Origin of the sequence: Streptomyces sp. NBC_00820 (assembly GCF_036347055.1) — a bacterium.
Classification (GTDB): domain Bacteria; phylum Actinomycetota; class Actinomycetes; order Streptomycetales; family Streptomycetaceae; genus Streptomyces.
The window spans coordinates 4,512,710-4,531,569 of the sequence record NZ_CP108882.1; the positions used below are offsets into that span (position 1 = coordinate 4,512,710).

The window sequence follows — 18,860 nt, forward strand, 5'->3', positions numbered from 1 at the left end:
TCAGACGGGGGTTGCCACACCCTCGCCGAGCACGAAGCCGGGGTCGACCTGCGCCGCCAGGTCGGCCCCTGTGCGCTCGTTTCCCCACGACTGGGCGTTCTTCAGATGGAAGTGCACCATCTGGCGCGTGTAGCGCTCCCAGTCGCGCAGCTCGTAGGTCGCGTCCGCGGCAGCCCGAAGGGCTTGCAGGGCGCGGACGTTGGGCTCCTCCAGGAGGTCGAACCGCGGCGGGTGACCCCTCTCCATGGCACGCACCCAGTCCGAGTGCCCGACCGTCACGAGCAGGTCGTCCCCGGCCTCCGCGCGCAGGAAGTCGATGTCCTCCTGCCCCTGGACCTTGTTGCCGACGACCTTCAGGGCGACGCCGAAGTCGCGGGCGTACTCCTTGTACTGGCGGTAGACGGAGACCCCCTTCCGGGTCGGCTCGGCGACGAGGAACGTCATGTCGAAACGGGTGAACATGCCGGAGGCGAAGGAGTCCGAACCGGCCGTCATGTCGACCACCACGTACTCGTCGGGGCCGTCGACGAGGTGGTTCAGGAACAGCTCCACCGCTCCCGTCTTGGAGTGGTAGCAGGCGACCCCCAGGTCGGCGTCCGTGAAGGGCCCGGTGACCATCAGACGGACGGCACCGCCGTCGAGTTCCACCGGCCGGGCGCAGGCGTCGTACACCGCGTTGGGCTCCCGCACCCGGACCAGCCGGGAGCCCTCGCCGGGCGGGGTCGTCTTGATCATCGTGGCGGAGGAGGCGATGCGCGGGTTGGAGCCCCGCAGGTGGTCCTTGATCAGGGGCAGCCGGTCGCCCATCGCGGGGAGTGCGGCGGCCTCCTTCTCGTCGAGACCGAGGGCCGGGCCGAGGTGCTGGTTGATGTCCGCGTCGATGGCCACCACGGGGGCGCCCGCGGCGGCGAGGTGACGGATGAAGAGGGAGGAGAGCGTGGTCTTGCCGCTGCCGCCCTTTCCGACGAAAGCAATTTTCATGTTCACCAAGCGTAGTCGCGCGATAGCTGTAAGTGGCTGGAAGGGTGAAGAAGACCACTCCTTCGTGGGGCGCGGCGGCGGGGTGCGTACTGTCGTACTCATGAGTACGACAGGCGCGAACGCCGATCCGCTCGCGGCCCTGGGCACGCTGCCCGGTGTGGCCGAGTCCGTGGAGTCCGTGCGCAAGGCCGTGGACCGGGTCTACGGGCACCGGGTCATGCGCCGCCGCAGCAACGCGATCACCTCCGAGGCCGCGCTGCGCGGCGCCCGCGGTTCGGCGGCGCTGTCCGGTGCAGACTGGGCCCTGGAGGAGGTGCGGCGGCGCACCGACTTCAGTGGCGACGCCGAGGCGCGTGTCGTGGGCGCTTCCCTCAGGCTGACCGCCGAGGCGGGCCAGCTGCTGTCCATCTGGCGGCAGTCGCCCCTCAGGGTGCTCGCCCGGCTGCACCTCGTCGCGGCCGCGAGCGACGCCGACGAGGTCGGCAGGCCCCGGCACGCGGGCGAGCGGGCCGAGGAGCCGCTGATCGAACTGCCGCTGCCGGACGCCGCGGAGATGTCCGGCCGGCTGGACGGGCTGGCGGACCTGATCATCGCGGGCACGTCCGCGCCGGCGCTGGTGACGGCCGCCGTCGTGCACGGCGAACTGCTCGCGCTGCGCCCCTTCACCTCGCACAACGGCTTGGTCGCGCGCGCGGCCGAGCGGCTCGTCCTGATCGGCAGCGGCCTGGACCCGAAGGCGGTCTGCCCGGCCGAGGTGGGTCACGCCGAACTCGGCCGCGCCTCCTACCTCGCCGCGCTGGACGGGTACGTCTCCGGTACTCCCGCGGGCATGGCGGCCTGGATCGCCCACTGCGGCAGGGCGGTCGAGCTGGGTGTGCGCGAGTCGACGGCGGTGTGCGAGGCGCTGCAGCGCGGAGCGGCCTGAACGGCCTCTGAGCGGCCTGAGTGGGTCCCGGGAAGCGGGCCCGAAGTCATGGAAAAGGCCCCGGAAGGGGCCTGAACAGGGTTGCGGCGGTACGAGTGCTCGTACCGCCGCTGGCATGCCACTCGGGTTACCAAGCGTCCTCGAGATATCGCCCATCAGGTCGGGTGCTTTGCCCGTCACCTGGTGCGGCAGGCCCGTAATCGACGGTCCGACGTCGCGTGGGTGCCCTGTGGTTCATGCTGGGTCCGTGGGGCCAAGTGCGTAGTGTCAGGGGATCCTCTCGGATGTCCTTTGGTCTCGCGGGCCTGATTCCTTTGTACTGCAAGCACGGAACAAGCGGAACCCCTGCCTACAGTTCTTTACTTTTGCCTTCAATCAGGGGCGAACCGGTCAGGCGGTCGCACCGCGGCGCCGGCTGGCGTACCAGACGAGCCCGGCCGTCGCGGCGGCCGCTCCTATGGCCGCGGCCGCGACGAGCGCGGGCCGGGGCGGCACCGAGAGCGCGGGCAGCCGCTGCTTGAGCCGGACCGGCCGGCGGAACTCCAGAACCGGCCACCCGCGTGCGACGGCCTCGCGGCGCAGCGCGCGGTCGGGGTTCACGGCGTGCGGGTGCCCGACGGTCTGGAGCATCGGCAGGTCGGTCGCCGAATCGCTGTAGGCGTAGCTGCGGTCGAGGTCGTAGCCCTCGGACGCGGCCAGCTCCCTGATCGCCTCGGCCTTGGTCGGCCCGTAGGCGTAGTACTCCACCTCCCCGGTGAAGCAGCCGTCCTCGCCGACGACCATGCGCGTGGCCACCACCCGGTCCGCGCCGAGCAGCTCGCCGACCGGCTCGACCACCTCGGCGCCCGAGGTGGACACGATCACCACGTCGCGGCCGGCGGCGTGGTGCTCCTCGATGAGGGAGGCGGCCTCGTCGTAGATGATCGGGTCGATCAGTTCGTGCAGGGTCTCGGCGACGATCTCCTTCACCTGCTGCACGTTCCACCCACGGCACATGGCGGACAGGTACTCGCGCATGCGCTCCATCTGGTCGTGGTCCATGCCGCCGACCAGGAACACGAACTGGGCGTATGCGGTACGCAGTGCGGCCCTGCGGTTGATCAGTCCGCCTTGGTAGAAGGACTTGCTGAAGGTGAGTGTGCTCGACTTCGCAATGACCGTCTTGTCCAGGTCGAAGAAGGCTGCTGCGCGGGGCAAGGAGTGGTTTTCCACGTCCCCGAGCATAGGCGCCCACCATTCGGCGTAAGGTGGGGCGCGTGGGTTTGCCTGAGAAGGCTCTCGGGTACACCATGGAAGTCACGGATCGTTCGCGACCGTGCTAACCCGGCCCGACTCCTCCCCCCCCGAGTCGGCCGTGGGGACGACCCCCGCTCTCCCCCCCGGCGGGGGTCGTCGCATGTCCAAATGGGTTTTCTTCCTCCTTCAACCGGTTCGAGACCGGCATCGGGCGGCCTGAGCCGCCCTTTCGTCATGCCCATGATTCGTAACCGAGGGTAATCGACGGACTGCTCTGTGGAAGTCGTACACCGACTGGACAGAGGTCACCGGTATGGGTGACGGAGATATTCACAACGGCTGAGTCGTCCACAGTTTTTGACCAAGATCCACACGATTTCCGGGATCGCTGCACCGTGATTCCAGCGCGCTCCGACCGCGGCGAGTTCATGGCCGGTTGCGATTGCCGGGCGCGCATGGCCGGTTCCCGCCGGCCGTTCATATGGAGGCCGGTTCCCGGTTCTCCGCATCTTTGGGAATCGCGTGGCACCGGGGGCTGCGCGGAAGAGGCAGCGAAGGGGAACACACGTGACCGGAACCGTCACCCATGACCCGTCACCAGCCGCCGGAGGGCGGCCCGGACGGCCGCTCATCGTCACCGAGGACGCCGCACTCCTCGACGATCTCCTGCGCCTGTGCGCGGCCGCGGGCGCCACACCCGAGGTCCATCACGGCCTACCGGAACGCGGCGGTGGCTGGGACACGGCCCCGCTCGTCCTGGTCGGCGACGACGCGGCCCGCCGGGTGCGCGGGGCCGCGCGCCGGCGCGGAGTGGTGCTCGTCGGCCGCGACCAGGACGACTCCGGGGTGTGGAAACGGGCCGTCCAGATCGGCGCCGACCACGTCCTGATGCTGCCGGACGGCGAGCAGTGGCTGGTCGACCGCATCGCCGACGTCGCCGAGGGCGTCGGCCGCCCGGCCCTCACCGTCGGGGTCATCGGCGGCCGGGGCGGGGCCGGCGCGTCCACGCTCGCCTGCGCGCTCGCCGTCACCTCCGCGCGTGAGGGACTGCGCACCCTGCTCGTGGACGCCGATCCGCTGGGCGGCGGACTCGATGTGCTGCTCGGCGGCGAGAGCGCCGAGGGACTGCGCTGGCCCGCCTTCGCCGCCTCGCGCGGCCGCGTCGGCGGCGGCGCGCTGGAGGAATCACTGCCCGAACTGCACGCGCTGCGGGTGCTCAGCTGGGACCGCGGTGACTGCGTCGCCATCCCACCGCAGGCCGTCCGCGCGGTGCTCGCCGCAGGCCGGCGTCGTGGCGGCACGGTCGTAGTCGACCTCCCGCGCCGCCTGGACGACGGAGTCGCCGAGGCCCTCGCCCAGCTCGACCTGGCCCTGCTCGTCGTGCCCGCCGAACTGCGCGCGGTGGCGGCGGCCGGCCGGGTGGCCTCCGCCGTCGGCATGGTCGTACGGGACCTGCGCGTGGCCGTACGGGGGCCGTACGCGCCGGGCTTCGACGAGCGTGAGGTGGCCCGGCTGCTCGCCCTGCCCCTGGCCGGCGAGGTACCCGTCGAACCCGCGCTGCTGCGGCCGCGCGGCACCGCGAAACCGCCCGGCGCGAGCGGACGCGGCCCCCTGGCCCGGTTCTGCGCCACTTTCTGGGAACAGGCGCTGGTCGAGGCGGGAGGTGTGCGATGACGCTCCCCGGATTCGACCCGGCGGACGGCGCGGCCCTGCTCGACGGCGTCCGCCGCCGGCTGGCCGAGAGCGGCGCCGAACCCACGCCCGCGCGCGTGGCGCAGGCGCTGCGCGAACAGGGCCGCGTGCTGGGCGACGCCGAAGTGCTCGGCGCGGCCGAGCGGCTGCGCTCCGAACTCGTCGGCACCGGCCCCCTGGAGCCGCTGATGGCCGACCCGGACGTCACCGACGTCCTGGTATCCGCCCCGGACCGGGTGTGGGTGGACCGCGGCGGCGGCCTGGAGCTGACACCGGTGACCTTCCCCGACGCCGCGGCCGTACGGCGCCTCGCGCAGCGCCTGGCCGCCGTGGCCGGACGCCGCCTGGACGACGCGCGGCCCTGGGCGGACGCCCGCCTGCCCGACGGGACCCGGCTGCACGCGGTGCTGCCCCCGGTGGCCGTCGGCTGCACGTGCCTGTCCCTGCGGGTGGTGCGGCCCCGGGCGTTCACCCTCTCCGAACTGGTCGAGGCGGGCACCGTGCCACCCGGCGGCGAGCGGATCCTGCGGGCGCTGGTGACCGCCCGGCTGTCCTTCCTCGTCAGCGGCGGCACCGGCAGCGGCAAGACGACCTTGCTGAGCGCCCTGCTCGGTCTGACCGGGCCCGGCGAACGGATCGTGCTCGCCGAGGACTCTGCGGAGCTGAGACCGGAACACCCGCACGTCGTACGGCTGGAGACCCGGCCCGCGAACCAGGAGGGCGCCGGCCTGGTCACCCTGGAGGACCTCGTCCGCCAGGCCCTGCGGATGCGGCCGGACCGGCTGGTCGTCGGGGAGGTGCGGGGCCCGGAGGTGGTGCATCTGCTGGCCGCGCTCAACACGGGCCATGAGGGCGGCTGCGGCACCGTGCACGCCAACACGGCCGCCCGCGTCCCGGCCCGCCTGGAGGCACTGGGGACGGCGGCCGGGCTCGACCGGGCCGCGCTGCACAGCCAGGTGGCGGCCGCGCTGTCGGTGGTGCTCCACCTCGTACGGGACCGGTCCGGGCGGCGGCGGATCGCCGAGGTGCACGTGCTGGAGCGGGACGGCTCGGGGCTGGTTCGAACGGTGCCGGCGCTGCGGTGGGGCGAGCGGGCCTTCACCCGCGAGCACGGCTGGGAGCTGCTGCGGGACCTGCTGGGCGGCGAGTTCAGGAGCGGCGCGAGCGACGAGAACGGCGAGAACGACGAGAGGGGGCGGGTGGGGTGAGGGGAGTGACCTACGGGGCGGGTGAGTTGGCGTGTTTCTGTGCCGCGGCGTGCCTCGGGGCCGTGATCTGGACGAGTGGCGGTCGGCACAGCGGAGTGCGCCGGGCGAGGCTGCTGCTCGCGGGCGCAGGCGTGGTGGCGGCCGGCCCGCCGTCCTGGGAGTGGGTTCTCGGTGAACTGCGCGGGCTGCGCGGGCGGTGGGGAGCCGAATGGTGGCTTCCTGTGGCCGGGCTGCTGATCGGGTTGCTGGGCGCCTCGGTGATTCCGGTCGTCGCGGGAGCGGCCGGGGTGCCGGTGCTGCGCCGGATCAGACTGGCCCGGCAGGCCAGGGACGCCAGGGAACGCAGGGTGGACGCGGTGATCGCCCTGTGCGGGGCGCTCGCCGGGGAGGTGCGCGCGGGACGGCAGCCCGGTGAGGCACTGCTGCGGGCCGCACGCGACTCCGACGGGCTGGGCGAGGTGCGGGCGGCCGTGGTCGCCGCGGCCCGGTTCGGCGGTGACGTGCCCGGAGCGCTCGCCGCCGCCGCTCGCCGGCCAGGGGCCGAGGGGCTGCTGGGGCTCGCCGCGTGCTGGCGGGTGGCCGTGGACCAGGGGGCCGGACTGGCCGCCGGCCTCGACCGGCTGGACGGCGCCCTGCGCGCGGAGCGGGACCAGCGCGCCGACCTGCGCGCCCAGTTGTCCGGAGCCCGGGCCACGGCACTGATGCTCGCCGCGCTACCGGTCCTCGGGCTGCTCCTCGGCGCGGCCATGGGCGCCGACCCGCTGCGGGTGCTGCTGCACACCGGTGCCGGACTGGGCTGCCTGGCGGCCGGAGCGGTGTTCGAGGGCGCCGGGGTGTGGTGGGCGGCACGGATCGTGCGCGGGGCGGAGGCGGCATGAACGGCGAGGTCGGCCACAGGCTGGGGATGGCCCTGGTCGCACTGTCGGCCGTGGGCTGGACGGCCTGGCGGCTGGCGGCGGCCCGGCGGCGGCGCCATACACGGCGCCGGGCGGCCGAGTTGTCGGCCCTGCGGGAGATCAAGTCCCGGCCGTCCTTCGAGGTCGCGGGCGCGGCCCGGCGATGGCTGCCGCCGGCCGGGGTGGTGTGCGGGGCGTGGGTGCTGATCGGCGGAGTCGCCGGTGTGCTGGTGGGGCTCGGTGCCGCCGCGGGGCTGTGGCGGTGGCGGCGCCGCCAGGCGGCGGCGAGCCCGGCCGAGGAGATCGACACCGCGGTCGCCTCCCGTCAACTCCCGCTCGCCGCCGAGCTGCTGGCCGCCTGCATCGCGGCCGGAGCCGGACCGGTCGTCGCCGCACAGGCCGTGGGGGAGGCGCTCGGCGGGCCCGTCGGGGACGCGCTGGCATGGGGCGCGGCAGAGGTACGGCTCGGCGGCGAACCGGCCGACGCCTGGCGGCGGTTGACCTTGCTGCCCGGCGCGTCCGCTCTGGCACGGCTGCTGGAACGGGCGGACCGGTCCGGGCTTCCCGCCGCCGGACCGGTCGCCCGGCTCGCCTCGGACGCGCGCGCGGAGCGCGCCCGGGCCGCCACGGTCCGGGCGCGCCGGGCGGCCGTGATGGTCTCCGCGCCGGTGGGCCTGTGCTTCCTGCCCGCGTTCATCGCGCTCGGCGTGCTGCCCGTGGTGATCGGGCTCGCGGGAGGCGTGGTCGGAGGGGGTGGGGGCTGACGGGGTCGAAGCGGGATGAAGAGATCTGAAGTTGTCCGAAGTGGGCTGAAGTGAGCCGAAGAAGAAGGGAACTTGAGATGCGTGAGGCGACGGTCAAGGCATGGGTGGCCCTACGGGAGCGATGCCGCAGGGACGCGGGGATGGTGACCTCCGAGTACGCGATGGGGATCATCGCGGCGGTCGGGTTCGCGTTGCTGCTCTACGAGGTCGTCACCAGCGGCCAGGTCAAGGCGGAGCTGCAGTCCATCGTGAAGCGGGCCCTCAGTGCGCGGATGTGAACGAGGGACGGACCGCGGGTTCGTGACCGCGGAGGCGGCCGTGGTGCTGTCCGTGCTAGTGGCGTTCACGATGGCGCTGGTCTGGGGGCTGCTCGCGATGGCGGCGCGGATCCAGTGCGTGGACGCCGCCCGCGTGGGCGCCCGGGCCGCCGCCCGGCAGGACCCGGCGGAGGCGGTCGTACAGGTGACCCGGGAGGCGGCGCCGCGTGGGGCACGGGTGACCGTCGGCCGTGACGGGGACCAGGTCCGGGTGACGGTGGTGGCCGAGCCACCGGGACTGACGGGGCTGCCGTTCGAGGTGAGGGAGGAGGCGGTTGCCGCGGCGGAGGAGGCCGTGGGGGCAGGAGAGGAGGACATGAGGTCGAGGGGGACGGGGCCATGAGGCACTGGTCCGGGACCGGTTGGCCGGTCCTCCGGCCGCTCGGCCGGCAGGTCCCCCGGTCACCGTCGCTCGGCCGGCACCACTCCGACAGGGGTTCCGCCACCGTCTGGAGTCTCGGGGCGATCGCGGTGCTCTGCGTGGTCTTCGGTGCCGTGCTGGCCCTCGGGCAGGCCGTCGCCGTACGGCACCGGGCGGCCGGCGCGGCGGATCTCGCGGCGCTCGCGGCGGCGGACCACTGGGCCGAGGGCGGCGCGGGGGCCTGCGGCCGGGCGGAGCGGGTGGCGGCCGCCCAGGGGGCACGGCTGGCGCGGTGCGCGATCGTAGGGGAGACCTCGGACGTGACCGCGGGGGCGGGACGGGGACTGTTCGCGGCGGAGGTCAGGGCCAGAGCGGGGCCGGCCGGGCCGGTGCGGCCCGTGCCACCGGTGCCGGTACCGGTCTCGCCCGCGTCGGCCGGGGGTCCGATCTCCGTCCCGAGCCCCGCCGACTGCTGCCGCGCCCCCGCCGGCTCCTGGCTCGGCTCCCGTCGGCACCAACTGCGGATGCGGTCGGCCCCGGGCACGGAAGTCGGTTTCAGACCCCCTCGTCCTCCGACTCGTCCTCCGACCCGTCCGCCGGCTCGTGCTCCTGCCCGTGCACCTGCCCGTCCTCCGGCCCGGCCTTCAGCCCGTTCCCCGGCTGCTCTTCCGGCTGTTCTTCCGGCTTCTCCTCCGGCGCCTCGCGCAACAGCACCGTGAGGAGCCGTACCGCCCCCCTCTTGTGCAGCGGGTCGTTGCCGTTGCCGCACTTGGGGGACTGGATGCAGGACGGGCAGCCGGCCTCGCACTCGCAGGACGCGATGGCCTCGCGGGTGGCGGCGAGCCAGGCGCGGGCGGTGTGGAAGGCGCGCTCGGCGAATCCCGCGCCGCCGGGGTGACCGTCGTAGACGAAGACCGTCGGCAACAGCGTGTCCGGGTGCAGCGGGACGGAGACGCCGCCGATGTCCCAGCGGTCGCAGGTCGCGAAGAGCGGCAGCATGCCGATCGAGGCGTGCTCGGCGGCGTGCAGGGAGCCGCCGAGGATCTCCGGACTGATCCGGGCCTCGTCGAGCTGGTCCTCGGTGACCGTCCACCACACCGCGCGCGTACGGAGCGTGCGAGGAGGGAGGTCGAGCTTCGTCTCGCCCAGCACTTCACCCGTGATCAGACGTCTGCGCAGGAAGGAGACCACCTGGTTGGTGACCTCGACCGAGCCGTAGCAGAGCCGGCCGGTGCCCCACGGGATCTCGACGTCCGTCTCCAGGACGGAGATCGACGTGGTGTCGCGGGCGTCCGTCGAGTACGGCGGATCGGCCTGTTCGACCAGCGCCACCGAGTCCTCCAGGTCGAGGGAGCGCACCAGATAGGTGCGGCCTTGGTGCAGGTGGACGGCGCCCTCGTGGACGGCGGAGTGCGCGGCGGCCTCGTCGACCGTGCCGAGCAGACGCCCGGTGGCCTTCTCCACGACCTGCACCGGACGCCCGCCCGCGCCGCGGATGTCGGTCAGGTCGGCGGCCCGCTCCCGGCGCGTCCAGTGCCAGGCCTTGGTGCGGCGGCGCAGCAGCTTCGCGGCCTCCAGCTGCGGCAGCAGCTCCGCGCTCGCGGGGCCGAAGAGGTCCAGGTCCTCCTCGGTCAGCGGGATCTCTGCGGCGGCGGCGCACAGGTGCGGGGCGAGGACGTAGGGGTTGTCGGGATCGAGGACGGTGGATTCCACCGGCTGGTCGAACAGGGCTTCGGGGTGGTGGACGAGGAAGGTGTCCAGCGGGTCGTCGCGGGCCACCAGCACCGCCAGGGCCCCCTGTCCGGCACGGCCGGCGCGGCCCGCCTGCTGCCACAGGGAGGCCCTGGTGCCCGGGTATCCGGCGATCACCACCGCGTCCAGGCCCGAGACGTCCACGCCCAGCTCCAGGGCCGTCGTGGCGGCGAGTCCGAGCAGTTCGCCGGAGTGCAGGGCGCGTTCCAGGGCGCGGCGCTCCTCGGGGAGGTAGCCGCCGCGGTAGGCCGCGACACGCCGGGCGAGGGAGCGGTCGACCTCGGCCAGCCGCTCCTGGGCGATGACCGAGATCAGCTCGGCGCCACGCCGGGAGCGGACGAAGGCGACCGAGCGGACGCCCTGCACGGTGAGGTCGGTGAGCAGGTCGGCCGTCTCGGCGGTGGCGGTACGCCGTACGGGTGCGCCCTTCTCGCCGTGCAGTTCGGTGAGCGGGGGCTCCCACAGGGCGAAGACGAGCTCCCCGCGCGGGGAGGCGTCGTCGGCGACCTCGACCACCGGCAGGCCGGTCAGCCGGCGGGCGGCGACGGCGGGCTCGGCGGCCGTCGCGGAGGCCAGCAGGAACACGGGCGACGCGCCGTAGCGGGCGCACAGGCGGCGCAGCCGGCGCAGCACCTGGGCGACGTGCGAGCCGAAGACGCCCCGGTAGGTGTGGCACTCGTCGATGACGACGTATTTGAGCGACTTCAGGAAGGAGGACCAGCGGGGGTGGGAGGGCAGTATGCCGCGGTGCAGCATGTCCGGGTTGGTCAGCACGTAGTTCGCGTACTGGCGTACCCACTCGCGTCCCTCGACCGGGGTGTCGCCGTCGTACACCGCGGGGCGTACGGCCCTGCCCAGCGGTTGTGAAAGTTCCTTCACCGCCCGGTACTGGTCCGCCGCCAGAGCCTTGGTGGGAGACAGGTACAGGGCGGTGGCCCCGCGGCCGTTCGGGGCCTCGGAGCCGTCCAGGAGGGCGGACAGGACCGGTACGAGGTAGGCGAGGGACTTGCCGGAGGCGGTGCCGGTGGCGACGACCACCGAGTCGCCGTCCAGGGCGTGCTCGGCCGCCAGTGCCTGGTGTTCCCACGGATGCTCGATGCCGCGGGCCTGTACGGCCGCGATCACCTCGGATCGAATCCGGTCGGGCCAGACGGCATGGCGGCCCGCGCGCGGGGGCAAGTGCTCCGTATGAGTGATGCGCGCGGACCGGCTCGGCCCGGAGGCGAGCCGGTCCAGGATCGTGCCCGGAGAGGGGCGCGATGCCGGGTCCGCCGGGGGTCGATCGGATCGGAGATTCTTGGCCATCGGTACCGAGTGTGTCACCGGAGTGACGGACAATGGAGCCAAGGCGTCGTGCACGCACGCCGGTAAGTGATTGAATGCCATCGCGGCTGGCGTTGCGTCCGTAGGGTTGCAAGCCGAGGTGTCCTGAGGGGCGACCGCTCGATAGCAAGGTGCTGGAGGATCCGTGGACCTGTCCCTGTCGACCCGTACCGTCGGCGATCGTACGGTCGTCGAAGTCGGTGGCGAAATCGATGTATACACCGCGCCCAAGCTGCGGGAGCAGCTGGTCGAGCTTGTGAACGACGGAAATTTCCACCTCGTCGTCGACATGGAGGGCGTGGACTTCCTCGACTCCACCGGGCTCGGCGTGCTGGTCGGCGGCCTGAAGCGGGTGCGCGCCCACGAGGGCTCGCTCCGCCTGGTCTGCAACCAGGAGCGCATTCTGAAGATCTTCCGTATCACCGGCCTCACCAAGGTGTTCCCGATCCACACCTCGGTCGAGGAAGCGGTGGCGGCCACCGACTGACCCCGGGTCGTGCGCGGGGTCCGGGCCGCATGTCGGTCCGGGCGCCGCTCGGCCCCGCCCCGGGCCGGTGGGCCCGGGGCACAGAAGTTCATCAGGGGTGCGGGCTATCGGTGGCCCCGCCTCCGGAACCGCACGCCCGTAGTCGCGAGGGGGATGCATGGCCACCGTCGAACTCCGCTTCAGCGCGCTGCCCGAGCACGTCCGGACCGCCCGCCTCGTGGCGGCCGCGGTGGCGCGCAGGGCCGGAGTGGACGAGGCCGTGCTGGACGAGGTCCGGCTCGCCGTGGGTGAGGCCTGCTCCCGCGCTGTCGGACTGCACCAGATCAACGACATCACGGCACCCGTGAAGGTGGCGCTGATCGAGGACGAGAAGCTGTTCTCCATCGAGGTCGGCGACGAGGCCCCGCATGCCGTCCCCGCCGCGCGGGTGGCCGGCGGCGCGGCCGCGGACGCGGATGTGGAGGCCGAGGAGGACGAGATGGGCCTCGCGGTCATCAGTGGTCTCGTGGACGACGTGGAGGTCACGACCGGCGAGAACGGCGGCCTGATCCGCATGTCCTGGCCGACCGCCCCGCCGGTGACCGAACTCGTCTGAAGCTCCGCCGCGGGCGTACGGCCCGCCGTGCACCCCACAGCGAAGGGCCCTGCTGAGCAGGGCCCTTCGTCGTGTTTCCGGCACCCTCCGGAATTCGTGAAGGAATTCACGATCAATACCCCGATAATTTGATCAAGCATCAATGTGGCCGTCAATGCCCCTGAGGCATTACCTCTTTCGGGTTCTCCGGCGTGACCTCGATCATTCGCTGAAGAGGACGTGAAGGGGAATTCCGTTTACCGCGGCCTGTTTAGATCACGATCGGGTACCTAGAATCCGTCCACATCTTGAGCTCAGCCCAAGCGTCAAGGAGGACGAATGGCGGGGCTTTCTACCCCTCATCAGTTTGGCCATCCCACAACCCTCGCGGCCGCGGTACTGACGGACGACAACCGGATCATGGTGGCGGTGATCGCGGCTGTCGCCGTGGCCGCGCTCTTGGTCGCGGGCGTCCTGGTGCGTCAGGTGCTCGCGGCCGGCGAGGGCACCGAGAGCATGAAACGGATCGCCGAGGCGGTCCAGGAAGGCGCCAAGGCCTATCTCGCACGGCAGTTGCGCACGCTCGGCGTATTCGCCGTCGTCGTCTTCTTCCTGCTCCTGCTGCTGCCCGCGGACGACTGGAATCAGCGCATCGGGCGATCCGTGTTCTTCCTGATCGGCGCGGTGTTCTCGGGTGCCACCGGCTATTTCGGCATGTGGCTCGCCGTGCGCAGCAATGTGCGGGTCGCCGCGGCGGCCCGCGAAGCCACTCCGGCCGAAGGTGAACCGGAAAAAGATCTCACCACCGTCTCGCACGCCGCGATGAAGATCGCATTTCGTACGGGCGGCGTCGTCGGCATGATCACGGTGGGGCTCGGCCTGCTGGGCGCCTCCTGCGTGGTGCTGGTGTACGCGGCCGACGCGCCGAAGGTGCTGGAGGGCTTCGGCCTCGGCGCCGCCCTGATCGCCATGTTCATGCGTGTGGGTGGCGGCATCTTCACCAAGGCCGCCGACGTCGGCGCCGACCTGGTCGGCAAGGTCGAACAGGGCATTCCGGAGGACGATCCGCGCAATGCCGCGACCATCGCCGACAACGTGGGCGACAACGTCGGCGACTGCGCGGGCATGGCGGCCGACCTGTTCGAGTCCTACGCCGTCACCCTGGTGGCCGCGCTGATCCTCGGCAAGGCCGCCTTCGGCGACTCCGGGCTCGCCTTCCCGCTGCTGGTGCCGGCCATCGGCGTCGTCACCGCCATGATCGGCATCTTCGCGGTCGCGCCCCGGCGCACCGACCGCAGCGGGATGACCGCGATCAACCGCGGCTTCTTCATCTCCGCGGTGATCTCGCTCGTCCTGGTCGCCGTCGCCGTCTACACCTACCTGCCGGCGAAGTACTCGGACCTCGCCGGGGTCTCCGACGCGGCCATCCGGGCCAAGAGCGGCGACCCGCGCATCCTGGCCCTGGTCGCGGTGGCCATCGGCATCCTGCTGGCCGCCGTCATCCAGCAGCTGACCGGCTACTTCACCGAGACCACCCGCCGTCCGGTCCGGGACATCGGCAAGACCTCCCTCACGGGCCCGGCCACGGTCGTCCTGGCTGGTATCTCGCTGGGCCTCGAATCGGCCGTCTACACCGCGCTGCTCATCGCTCTCAGCGTGTACGGCGCGTTCCTGCTCGGCGGTACGTCGATCATGCTGGCGCTGTTCGCGGTCGCCCTGGCCGGTACCGGTCTGCTCACCACGGTCGGCGTGATCGTCGCCATGGACACCTTCGGGCCGGTCTCCGACAACGCGCAGGGCATCGCCGAGATGTCCGGCGACGTCGAGGGCGCGGGCGCCCAGGTGCTCACCAACCTGGACGCGGTCGGCAACACCACCAAGGCCATCACGAAGGGCATCGCCATCGCCACGGCGGTCCTCGCGGCCGCGGCGCTCTTCGGGTCGTACCGGGACGCGATCACCACCAACGTGCAGGACGTCGGGGTGAAACTCACCGGGCCGGGCGCGCCGCTGAGCCTGTCGCTGGACATCTCGCAGCCCAACAACCTCGTCGGGCTCATCGCGGGCGCGGCGGTCGTCTTCCTCTTCTCCGGGCTCGCCATCAACGCCGTGTCGCGTTCGGCCGGTTCGGTGGTGTTCGAGGTGCGGCGGCAGTTCCGCGAGCACCCCGGGATCATGGACTACACCGAGAAGCCCGAGTACGGGCGTGTCGTCGACATCTGCACCAAGGACGCCCTGCGGGAGCTGGCCACACCGGGTCTGCTCGCCGTGATGGCGCCGATCTTCATCGGGTTCACGCTCGGCGTCGGCGCGCTCGGCTCCTACCTCGCGGGCGCGATCGGAGCGGGCACGCTGATGGCGGTGTTCCTCGCCAACTCCGGCGGCGCCTGGGACAACGCCAAGAAGCTGGTGGAGGACGGTCACCACGGCGGCAAGGGCAGCGACGCCCACGCGGCCACGGTGATCGGCGACACCATCGGTGACCCCTTCAAGGACACCGCGGGGCCGGCGATCAACCCGCTGCTGAAGGTCATGAACCTGGTCTCGCTGCTCATCGCGCCCGCGGTGATCAAGTTCTCCTACGGCAGTGACAAGAGCATCGGCGTACGGATCCTGATCTCCGTACTCGCGCTCCTGGTGATCGTCGTCGCGGTGTACGTGTCCAAGCGGCGCGGCATCGCCGTCGGCGACGACGAGAACGCCGAGCGGGTCGCCAACTCGACCGATCCCGCGGTGGTTTCGTAGACCGGATCGAGGAAGTCCGCACAACGGGCGGGCGGGTGGCGCGTACTGACGCGCCGCCCGCCCGTCCCGCGTGTGTGGGCTCGCCCACGCCGTGAGCCTTCTCTCCCGTGGCACAAAGAGTCGTAAAAGCCCATTAATAGGGCGTTCGGTGGCGGAGGGCGTCGGTGCGCCGTGTAGATTCCGTGGGCCGAAAGCCAGGGAAGGGACCGATCCGGTGAACAAGAAGCTCGCGGCCGCACTGTCCGGCGGTGCGGTCATGGTGGTGGCGCTTTCGGGCTGCACCAGCGCCACCAAGGAAAGCGGACCCGACCCCAAGCTGGTGGCCTGGGCCAAGTCGGTGTGCGACGCGGTCCCCGCGCAGGACGCGAAGATCAAGGCGGCCAACGCGCAGATCGCCAAGACGGCCACCGACGGCAACCTGCCGCCCAAGACCGTCCGGGACACCTACGCGCAGGCCTTCCAGGACATGTCCGACGGCTACAAGGCCATCGCCGCCGCCATCGGCGGTGCCGGGGCGCCTCCCGGCGTGGACGACGGTGCCAAGCGGCAGCAGGACGCCGTCAAGAACCTCAACGGCCTTTCGGCGTCCTACGCCGGCCTGAAGAAGCAGGTCGACGGGCTCGACACCAAGAACCAGGGCAAGTTCGCCAAGGGCCTGCACGACGTCGCCGACCAGACGAAGCAGATCGGCGAGCAGAACAACAGCGGCACCGAGGCGCTGAAGCGGCTGGAGCAGGGCGAGGTCCAGCAGGCGATCGCCCAGCAGGCCAGCTGCAAGGTCTCGGCGTCGGCGCCGCCGTCGGCACCCGCGACGGCCGGCTGACAACGGCACCGGCTGACTGACACCTCCGCGACGGCAGGGGGCGCGGCGATGCCTCGCCCCCCCGCCGCCGGTACACGGCCCGTGCCCCGCTGAAGCCGCCGTTCGGCCGTGCACTTGCCGACGCCGATGCTCGGCCGCACACTCGCCGAGCGCCGAGCGCCGAGCGCCGAGCGCCGAGCGCCGAGCGCCGAGCGCCGAGCGCCGAGCGCCGCCGCTCGGCCGCGCGCTCCGCCGACGTCGCTGCACCGCCCGTGCTGAGGCGCCCTCCGGGCCTCGCCACGGGCCACAATGGAGACGTGACAGACTCCGGCCTCGCCCCCCTGCCCGCCCCCGACCGGCCCGACGTCGCCGCCCGCCTGCGCGACGCCCTGCTCTCCGCCTCCTTCACCGCGGACGGCCTGCTCGACCTGCTCGGCGCCCCCGCGTACGCGGCGCTGGCGCGCAGCGAGACCGTGCCCGCACTCCGGGCGACCCGTGGCGACACGCCGCTGGAGACGCTCGTACGACTGTTCCTGCTCCAGCAACCGGTGCCCCACGCGCGCGTGGCGGCGATCCTGCCGGTCGAAGAGGCCCTGGACGCCGGATGGCTCACGCGCGTGGGCGGCGACGAGGTGGCCGCCACCGTGGACGTACGGCCCTACGGCGGCCCGGACGGCGAGGACTGGTTCATCGTGTCCGACCTCGGCTGCGCGGTCGGCGGCGCCGGCGGCATCGGACAGCACGCCGAGGAAGTCGTCCTGGGCGTCGGCGGTGCCTCCACGACGCTCGCCGGCATCACCGTGCGCACTCCCGTCGCCGCCGCGCTCGACCTCGGCACCGGCTCCGGCATCCAGGCACTGCACGCCGCCCAGCACGCCACGCGCGTGACGGCCACCGACCTCAACCCGCGCGCGCTGCACATCACCGCGCTCACCCTGGCGCTCTCGGGGGCGCCCGCCGCCGATCTGCGCGAGGGCTCGCTGTTCGAACCGGTCCGGGACGACGAGACGTTCGACCTGATCGTGTCCAACCCGCCCTTCGTGATCTCCCCGGGCGCCCGGCTGACGTACCGGGACGGCGGCATGAGCGGGGACGATCTCTGCCGCTCGCTCGTTCAGGAATCGGGGGAGCGGCTGAACGAGGGCGGGTTCGCGCAGTTCCTCGCCAACTGGCAGCACGTAGCGGGGGAGGACTGGCAGGACAGGCTCAGGTCGTGGGTGCCGCGCGGGTGCGATGCCTGGATCGTGCAGCGCGAGGTGCAGGACACCACGCAGTACGCCGAGCTGTGGCTCAGGGACGCCGGTGACCATCGCGGGGACCCGGCGGAGTACCAGGCGCGGTACGACGCGTGGCTGGACGAGTTCGAGGCGCGCAAGGTCAAGGGCATCGGCTTCGGCTGGATCACCCTGCGCAGGACCGGGGCGGCCGAGCCCTCGATCACGGTGGAGGAGTGGCCGCACCCGGTCGAACAGCCCCTCGGGGAGACGATCCGGGCGCACTTCGCCCGCCTCGACTACCTCCGGCGACACGACGACGCGGCCCTGCTCGAAGGCCACTACAGGCTGGCCGACGAGGTGGTCCAGGAGCAGGTCGGTCTGCCCGGCGCCGAGGACCCGGAGCACGTGGTGCTGCGTCAGCACCGCGGGATGCGCCGCGCCACGAAGGTGGACACGATCGGCGCGGGCTTCGCGGGCGTGTGCGACGGCACGCTGAGTGCCGGCCGCATCCTGGACGCCATCGCCCAACTTGTCGGCGAGGACCCGGTGTTGCTGCGTGACCGTTCGCCCGCGCAGATCCGGCTGCTGGTGGAACAGGGATTCCTGGAGCCGGTGGTCTGAGCCGGAGCCGGTGGTCCGGCGTGGGGTGCGCGCGGCCGCTCCGGCGGCCGGCACGCAGGTCGGGAGGCCGCGCAGGTCCGGGTGTTGCCCCGGACCGGGTGTCGTGTCGTCGTGCCGGTCCGGGTGTCGTGCCGGTCCGGGTGTCGTTCCGGACCTGATGTCGGGCGGCTGCCGTCCGTGCTGGTCCGGGTGTCGTATCCGGGGTACCCGAGCCGTCGTAGCGGCGCCGGGATCATCGTCGTATGCCGGTGGCACGGGCCGGAGCGTGCCGGTGCGGGTGGCCGGAGTGCGGCGGGGCGGGAACCGGGGCGGGCCGGTGCGGGGAAAACGGCCGGAAAAATACGGGCACCGGGGCCGGATGGCCCCGTCGGACTCGATCACCTGTTCGGTATCTTCGGCGTCATCGGCACTTCCGGGGTCCTGGCGGCCTTCCGTTCACGTGGATGTCGCCCGCTCGTCTCCCTCGCCTGCGAACCTTCCCGCACAGGGTCGGGCGGACGGCACGCGGAAGGGGTGGGCGGGACGTGGAGAACGTGTCGGCGATCTTCGCGGGAGCGGTGTTCGCCCTGTTCGGGAGCGCCCTGCTGGTGTGGACCGTCACCCGGGTCCGCCGCGCCGAACCCGTCGCCCGTGGTGTGAACCAGGTCGCATCCGCCACCCTCGCCGGCGCCGCCGGAACCGTCGCGCTGGCTCTCGGCGCGTACTGCCTCGCCCGCCTCTGACATCGGCGGCGAGAGGCCGCCGCGCGAAGCGCCCGGGTAAAGGGAGCGTCATGCTCCGGACAGGGGCGAGGAGTCGTCGGACACTCCGGGCGGCAGGAATGGCGGTAGTCGGGTTACCGTTCGAGTGGCCGTTGTGGGCTTTTCCCGTTTGACACGGGGGCGGGATGTAGCGTCACACTCCGCAGCGTCACATGAGCCAACAGCACGCCGCGACCCCCGGGACCAAGGCCTGGGGAG

The 18,860-nt window shown here is 72.4% G+C and carries 16 protein-coding genes and 1 pseudogene; 14 read left to right on the plus strand and 3 right to left on the minus strand.

The window, feature by feature from the left end:
* Positions 1-981 (minus strand): ATP-binding protein, encoded by a 981-nt coding sequence (locus OIB37_RS20415; protein WP_330459044.1) that lies wholly within the window; start codon positions 979-981, stop codon positions 1-3.
* Positions 982-1,081: 100 nt separating this feature from the next.
* Here OIB37_RS20415 and OIB37_RS20420 point away from each other — a divergent pair, with 100 nt between their 5' ends.
* Positions 1,082-1,906, plus strand: a complete 825-nt coding sequence (locus OIB37_RS20420; RefSeq protein WP_330459045.1) for an oxidoreductase — start codon at positions 1,082-1,084, stop codon at positions 1,904-1,906.
* Between the two features lie 390 nt (positions 1,907-2,296).
* Here the strand turns inward: OIB37_RS20420 and OIB37_RS20425 are convergent, their stop codons facing one another.
* The gene (locus OIB37_RS20425; protein ID WP_330459046.1) at positions 2,297-3,130 is read right to left on the minus strand and encodes an HAD family hydrolase; all 834 of its coding nucleotides are present in this window, start codon (positions 3,128-3,130) and stop codon (positions 2,297-2,299) included.
* 579 nt (positions 3,131-3,709) lie between these two features.
* Between OIB37_RS20425 and ssd the strand changes: the two genes are divergently transcribed.
* The 7 genes and pseudogenes from ssd to OIB37_RS20460 all read left to right on the plus strand — a co-directional run.
* Positions 3,710-4,816 (plus strand): septum site-determining protein Ssd, encoded by a 1,107-nt coding sequence (gene ssd / locus OIB37_RS20430; protein ID WP_330459047.1) that lies wholly within the window; start codon positions 3,710-3,712, stop codon positions 4,814-4,816.
* Positions 4,813-6,042, plus strand: a complete 1,230-nt coding sequence (locus OIB37_RS20435; protein WP_330459048.1) for a TadA family conjugal transfer-associated ATPase — start codon at positions 4,813-4,815, stop codon at positions 6,040-6,042. The genes ssd and OIB37_RS20435 overlap by 4 nt, the downstream gene beginning before the upstream one ends.
* 62 nt (positions 6,043-6,104) lie before the next feature.
* Positions 6,105-6,920 carry a type II secretion system F family protein gene (locus OIB37_RS20440; RefSeq protein WP_330459049.1) on the plus strand — a complete coding sequence of 272 codons (816 nt, stop codon included), beginning with the start codon at positions 6,105-6,107 and terminating at the stop codon, positions 6,918-6,920.
* On the plus strand, positions 6,917-7,702 hold the full coding sequence (locus OIB37_RS20445) for a type II secretion system F family protein (RefSeq protein ID WP_330459050.1): 786 nt from the start codon (positions 6,917-6,919) through the stop codon (positions 7,700-7,702). Before OIB37_RS20440 ends, OIB37_RS20445 begins: the two co-directional genes overlap by 4 nt.
* Positions 7,703-7,779: 77 nt before the next feature.
* Complete coding sequence (locus OIB37_RS20450; protein WP_330459051.1) at positions 7,780-7,980, plus strand: DUF4244 domain-containing protein; 201 nt, start codon at positions 7,780-7,782, stop codon at positions 7,978-7,980.
* Between the two features lie 22 nt (positions 7,981-8,002).
* Complete coding sequence (locus tag OIB37_RS20455; protein ID WP_330459052.1) at positions 8,003-8,362, plus strand: TadE family type IV pilus minor pilin; 360 nt, start codon at positions 8,003-8,005, stop codon at positions 8,360-8,362.
* A pseudogene (locus tag OIB37_RS20460) lies at positions 8,359-8,769 on the plus strand (Rv3654c family TadE-like protein); the annotation flags it as partial. The gene OIB37_RS20455 and the pseudogene OIB37_RS20460, both read left to right, overlap by 4 nt.
* Positions 8,770-8,935: 166 nt before the next feature.
* Here the strand turns inward: OIB37_RS20460 and OIB37_RS20465 are convergent.
* The gene (locus OIB37_RS20465; RefSeq protein WP_330459053.1) at positions 8,936-11,518 is read right to left on the minus strand and encodes a DEAD/DEAH box helicase; all 2,583 of its coding nucleotides are present in this window, start codon (positions 11,516-11,518) and stop codon (positions 8,936-8,938) included.
* An 82-nt stretch (positions 11,519-11,600) separates the two neighbouring features.
* Between OIB37_RS20465 and bldG the strand changes: the two genes are divergently transcribed.
* The 6 genes from bldG to OIB37_RS20495 all read left to right on the plus strand — a co-directional run bounded on the left by bldG (position 11,601) and on the right by OIB37_RS20495 (position 18,623).
* Positions 11,601-11,942: an anti-sigma factor antagonist BldG gene (bldG, locus tag OIB37_RS20470; protein WP_010986038.1), complete on the plus strand. Its 342-nt coding sequence runs from the start codon at positions 11,601-11,603 to the stop codon at positions 11,940-11,942.
* A 157-nt stretch (positions 11,943-12,099) separates the two neighbouring features.
* Positions 12,100-12,537, plus strand: a complete 438-nt coding sequence (locus tag OIB37_RS20475) for an ATP-binding protein (protein ID WP_330459054.1) — start codon at positions 12,100-12,102, stop codon at positions 12,535-12,537.
* Between the two features lie 318 nt (positions 12,538-12,855).
* Positions 12,856-15,261, plus strand: coding sequence for a sodium-translocating pyrophosphatase (locus OIB37_RS20480; protein WP_330459055.1), 2,406 nt, complete (start codon positions 12,856-12,858; stop codon positions 15,259-15,261).
* 214 nt (positions 15,262-15,475) lie between these two features.
* Positions 15,476-16,084, plus strand: a complete 609-nt coding sequence (locus OIB37_RS20485; protein WP_330459056.1) for a small secreted protein — start codon at positions 15,476-15,478, stop codon at positions 16,082-16,084.
* 296 nt (positions 16,085-16,380) lie between these two features.
* Positions 16,381-17,901, plus strand: coding sequence for a DUF7059 domain-containing protein (locus OIB37_RS20490; RefSeq protein ID WP_330459057.1), 1,521 nt, complete (start codon positions 16,381-16,383; stop codon positions 17,899-17,901).
* Positions 17,902-18,425: 524 nt separating this feature from the next.
* A complete protein-coding gene (locus OIB37_RS20495) occupies positions 18,426-18,623 on the plus strand; it encodes a hypothetical protein (RefSeq protein ID WP_330459058.1) in 198 nt (65 codons plus the stop codon).
* The last annotated feature ends 237 nt before the right edge of the window (positions 18,624-18,860 follow it).

Coding starts and splice junctions, on each gene's coding strand:
- OIB37_RS20415 (WP_330459044.1), bottom strand. CDS start 981: ATGAAAATTGCTTTCGTCGGAAAGGGCGGCAGCGGCAAGACCACGCTC.
- OIB37_RS20420 (WP_330459045.1), top strand. CDS start 1,082: ATGAGTACGACAGGCGCGAACGCCGATCCGCTCGCGGCCCTGGGCACG.
- OIB37_RS20425 (WP_330459046.1), bottom strand. CDS start 3,130: ATGCTCGGGGACGTGGAAAACCACTCCTTGCCCCGCGCAGCAGCCTTC.
- OIB37_RS20435 (WP_330459048.1), top strand. CDS start 4,813: ATGACGCTCCCCGGATTCGACCCGGCGGACGGCGCGGCCCTGCTCGAC.
- OIB37_RS20445 (WP_330459050.1), top strand. CDS start 6,917: ATGAACGGCGAGGTCGGCCACAGGCTGGGGATGGCCCTGGTCGCACTG.
- OIB37_RS20450 (WP_330459051.1), top strand. CDS start 7,780: ATGCGTGAGGCGACGGTCAAGGCATGGGTGGCCCTACGGGAGCGATGC.
- OIB37_RS20465 (WP_330459053.1), bottom strand. CDS start 11,518: ATGGCATTCAATCACTTACCGGCGTGCGTGCACGACGCCTTGGCTCCA.
- OIB37_RS20475 (WP_330459054.1), top strand. CDS start 12,100: ATGGCCACCGTCGAACTCCGCTTCAGCGCGCTGCCCGAGCACGTCCGG.
- OIB37_RS20480 (WP_330459055.1), top strand. CDS start 12,856: ATGGCGGGGCTTTCTACCCCTCATCAGTTTGGCCATCCCACAACCCTC.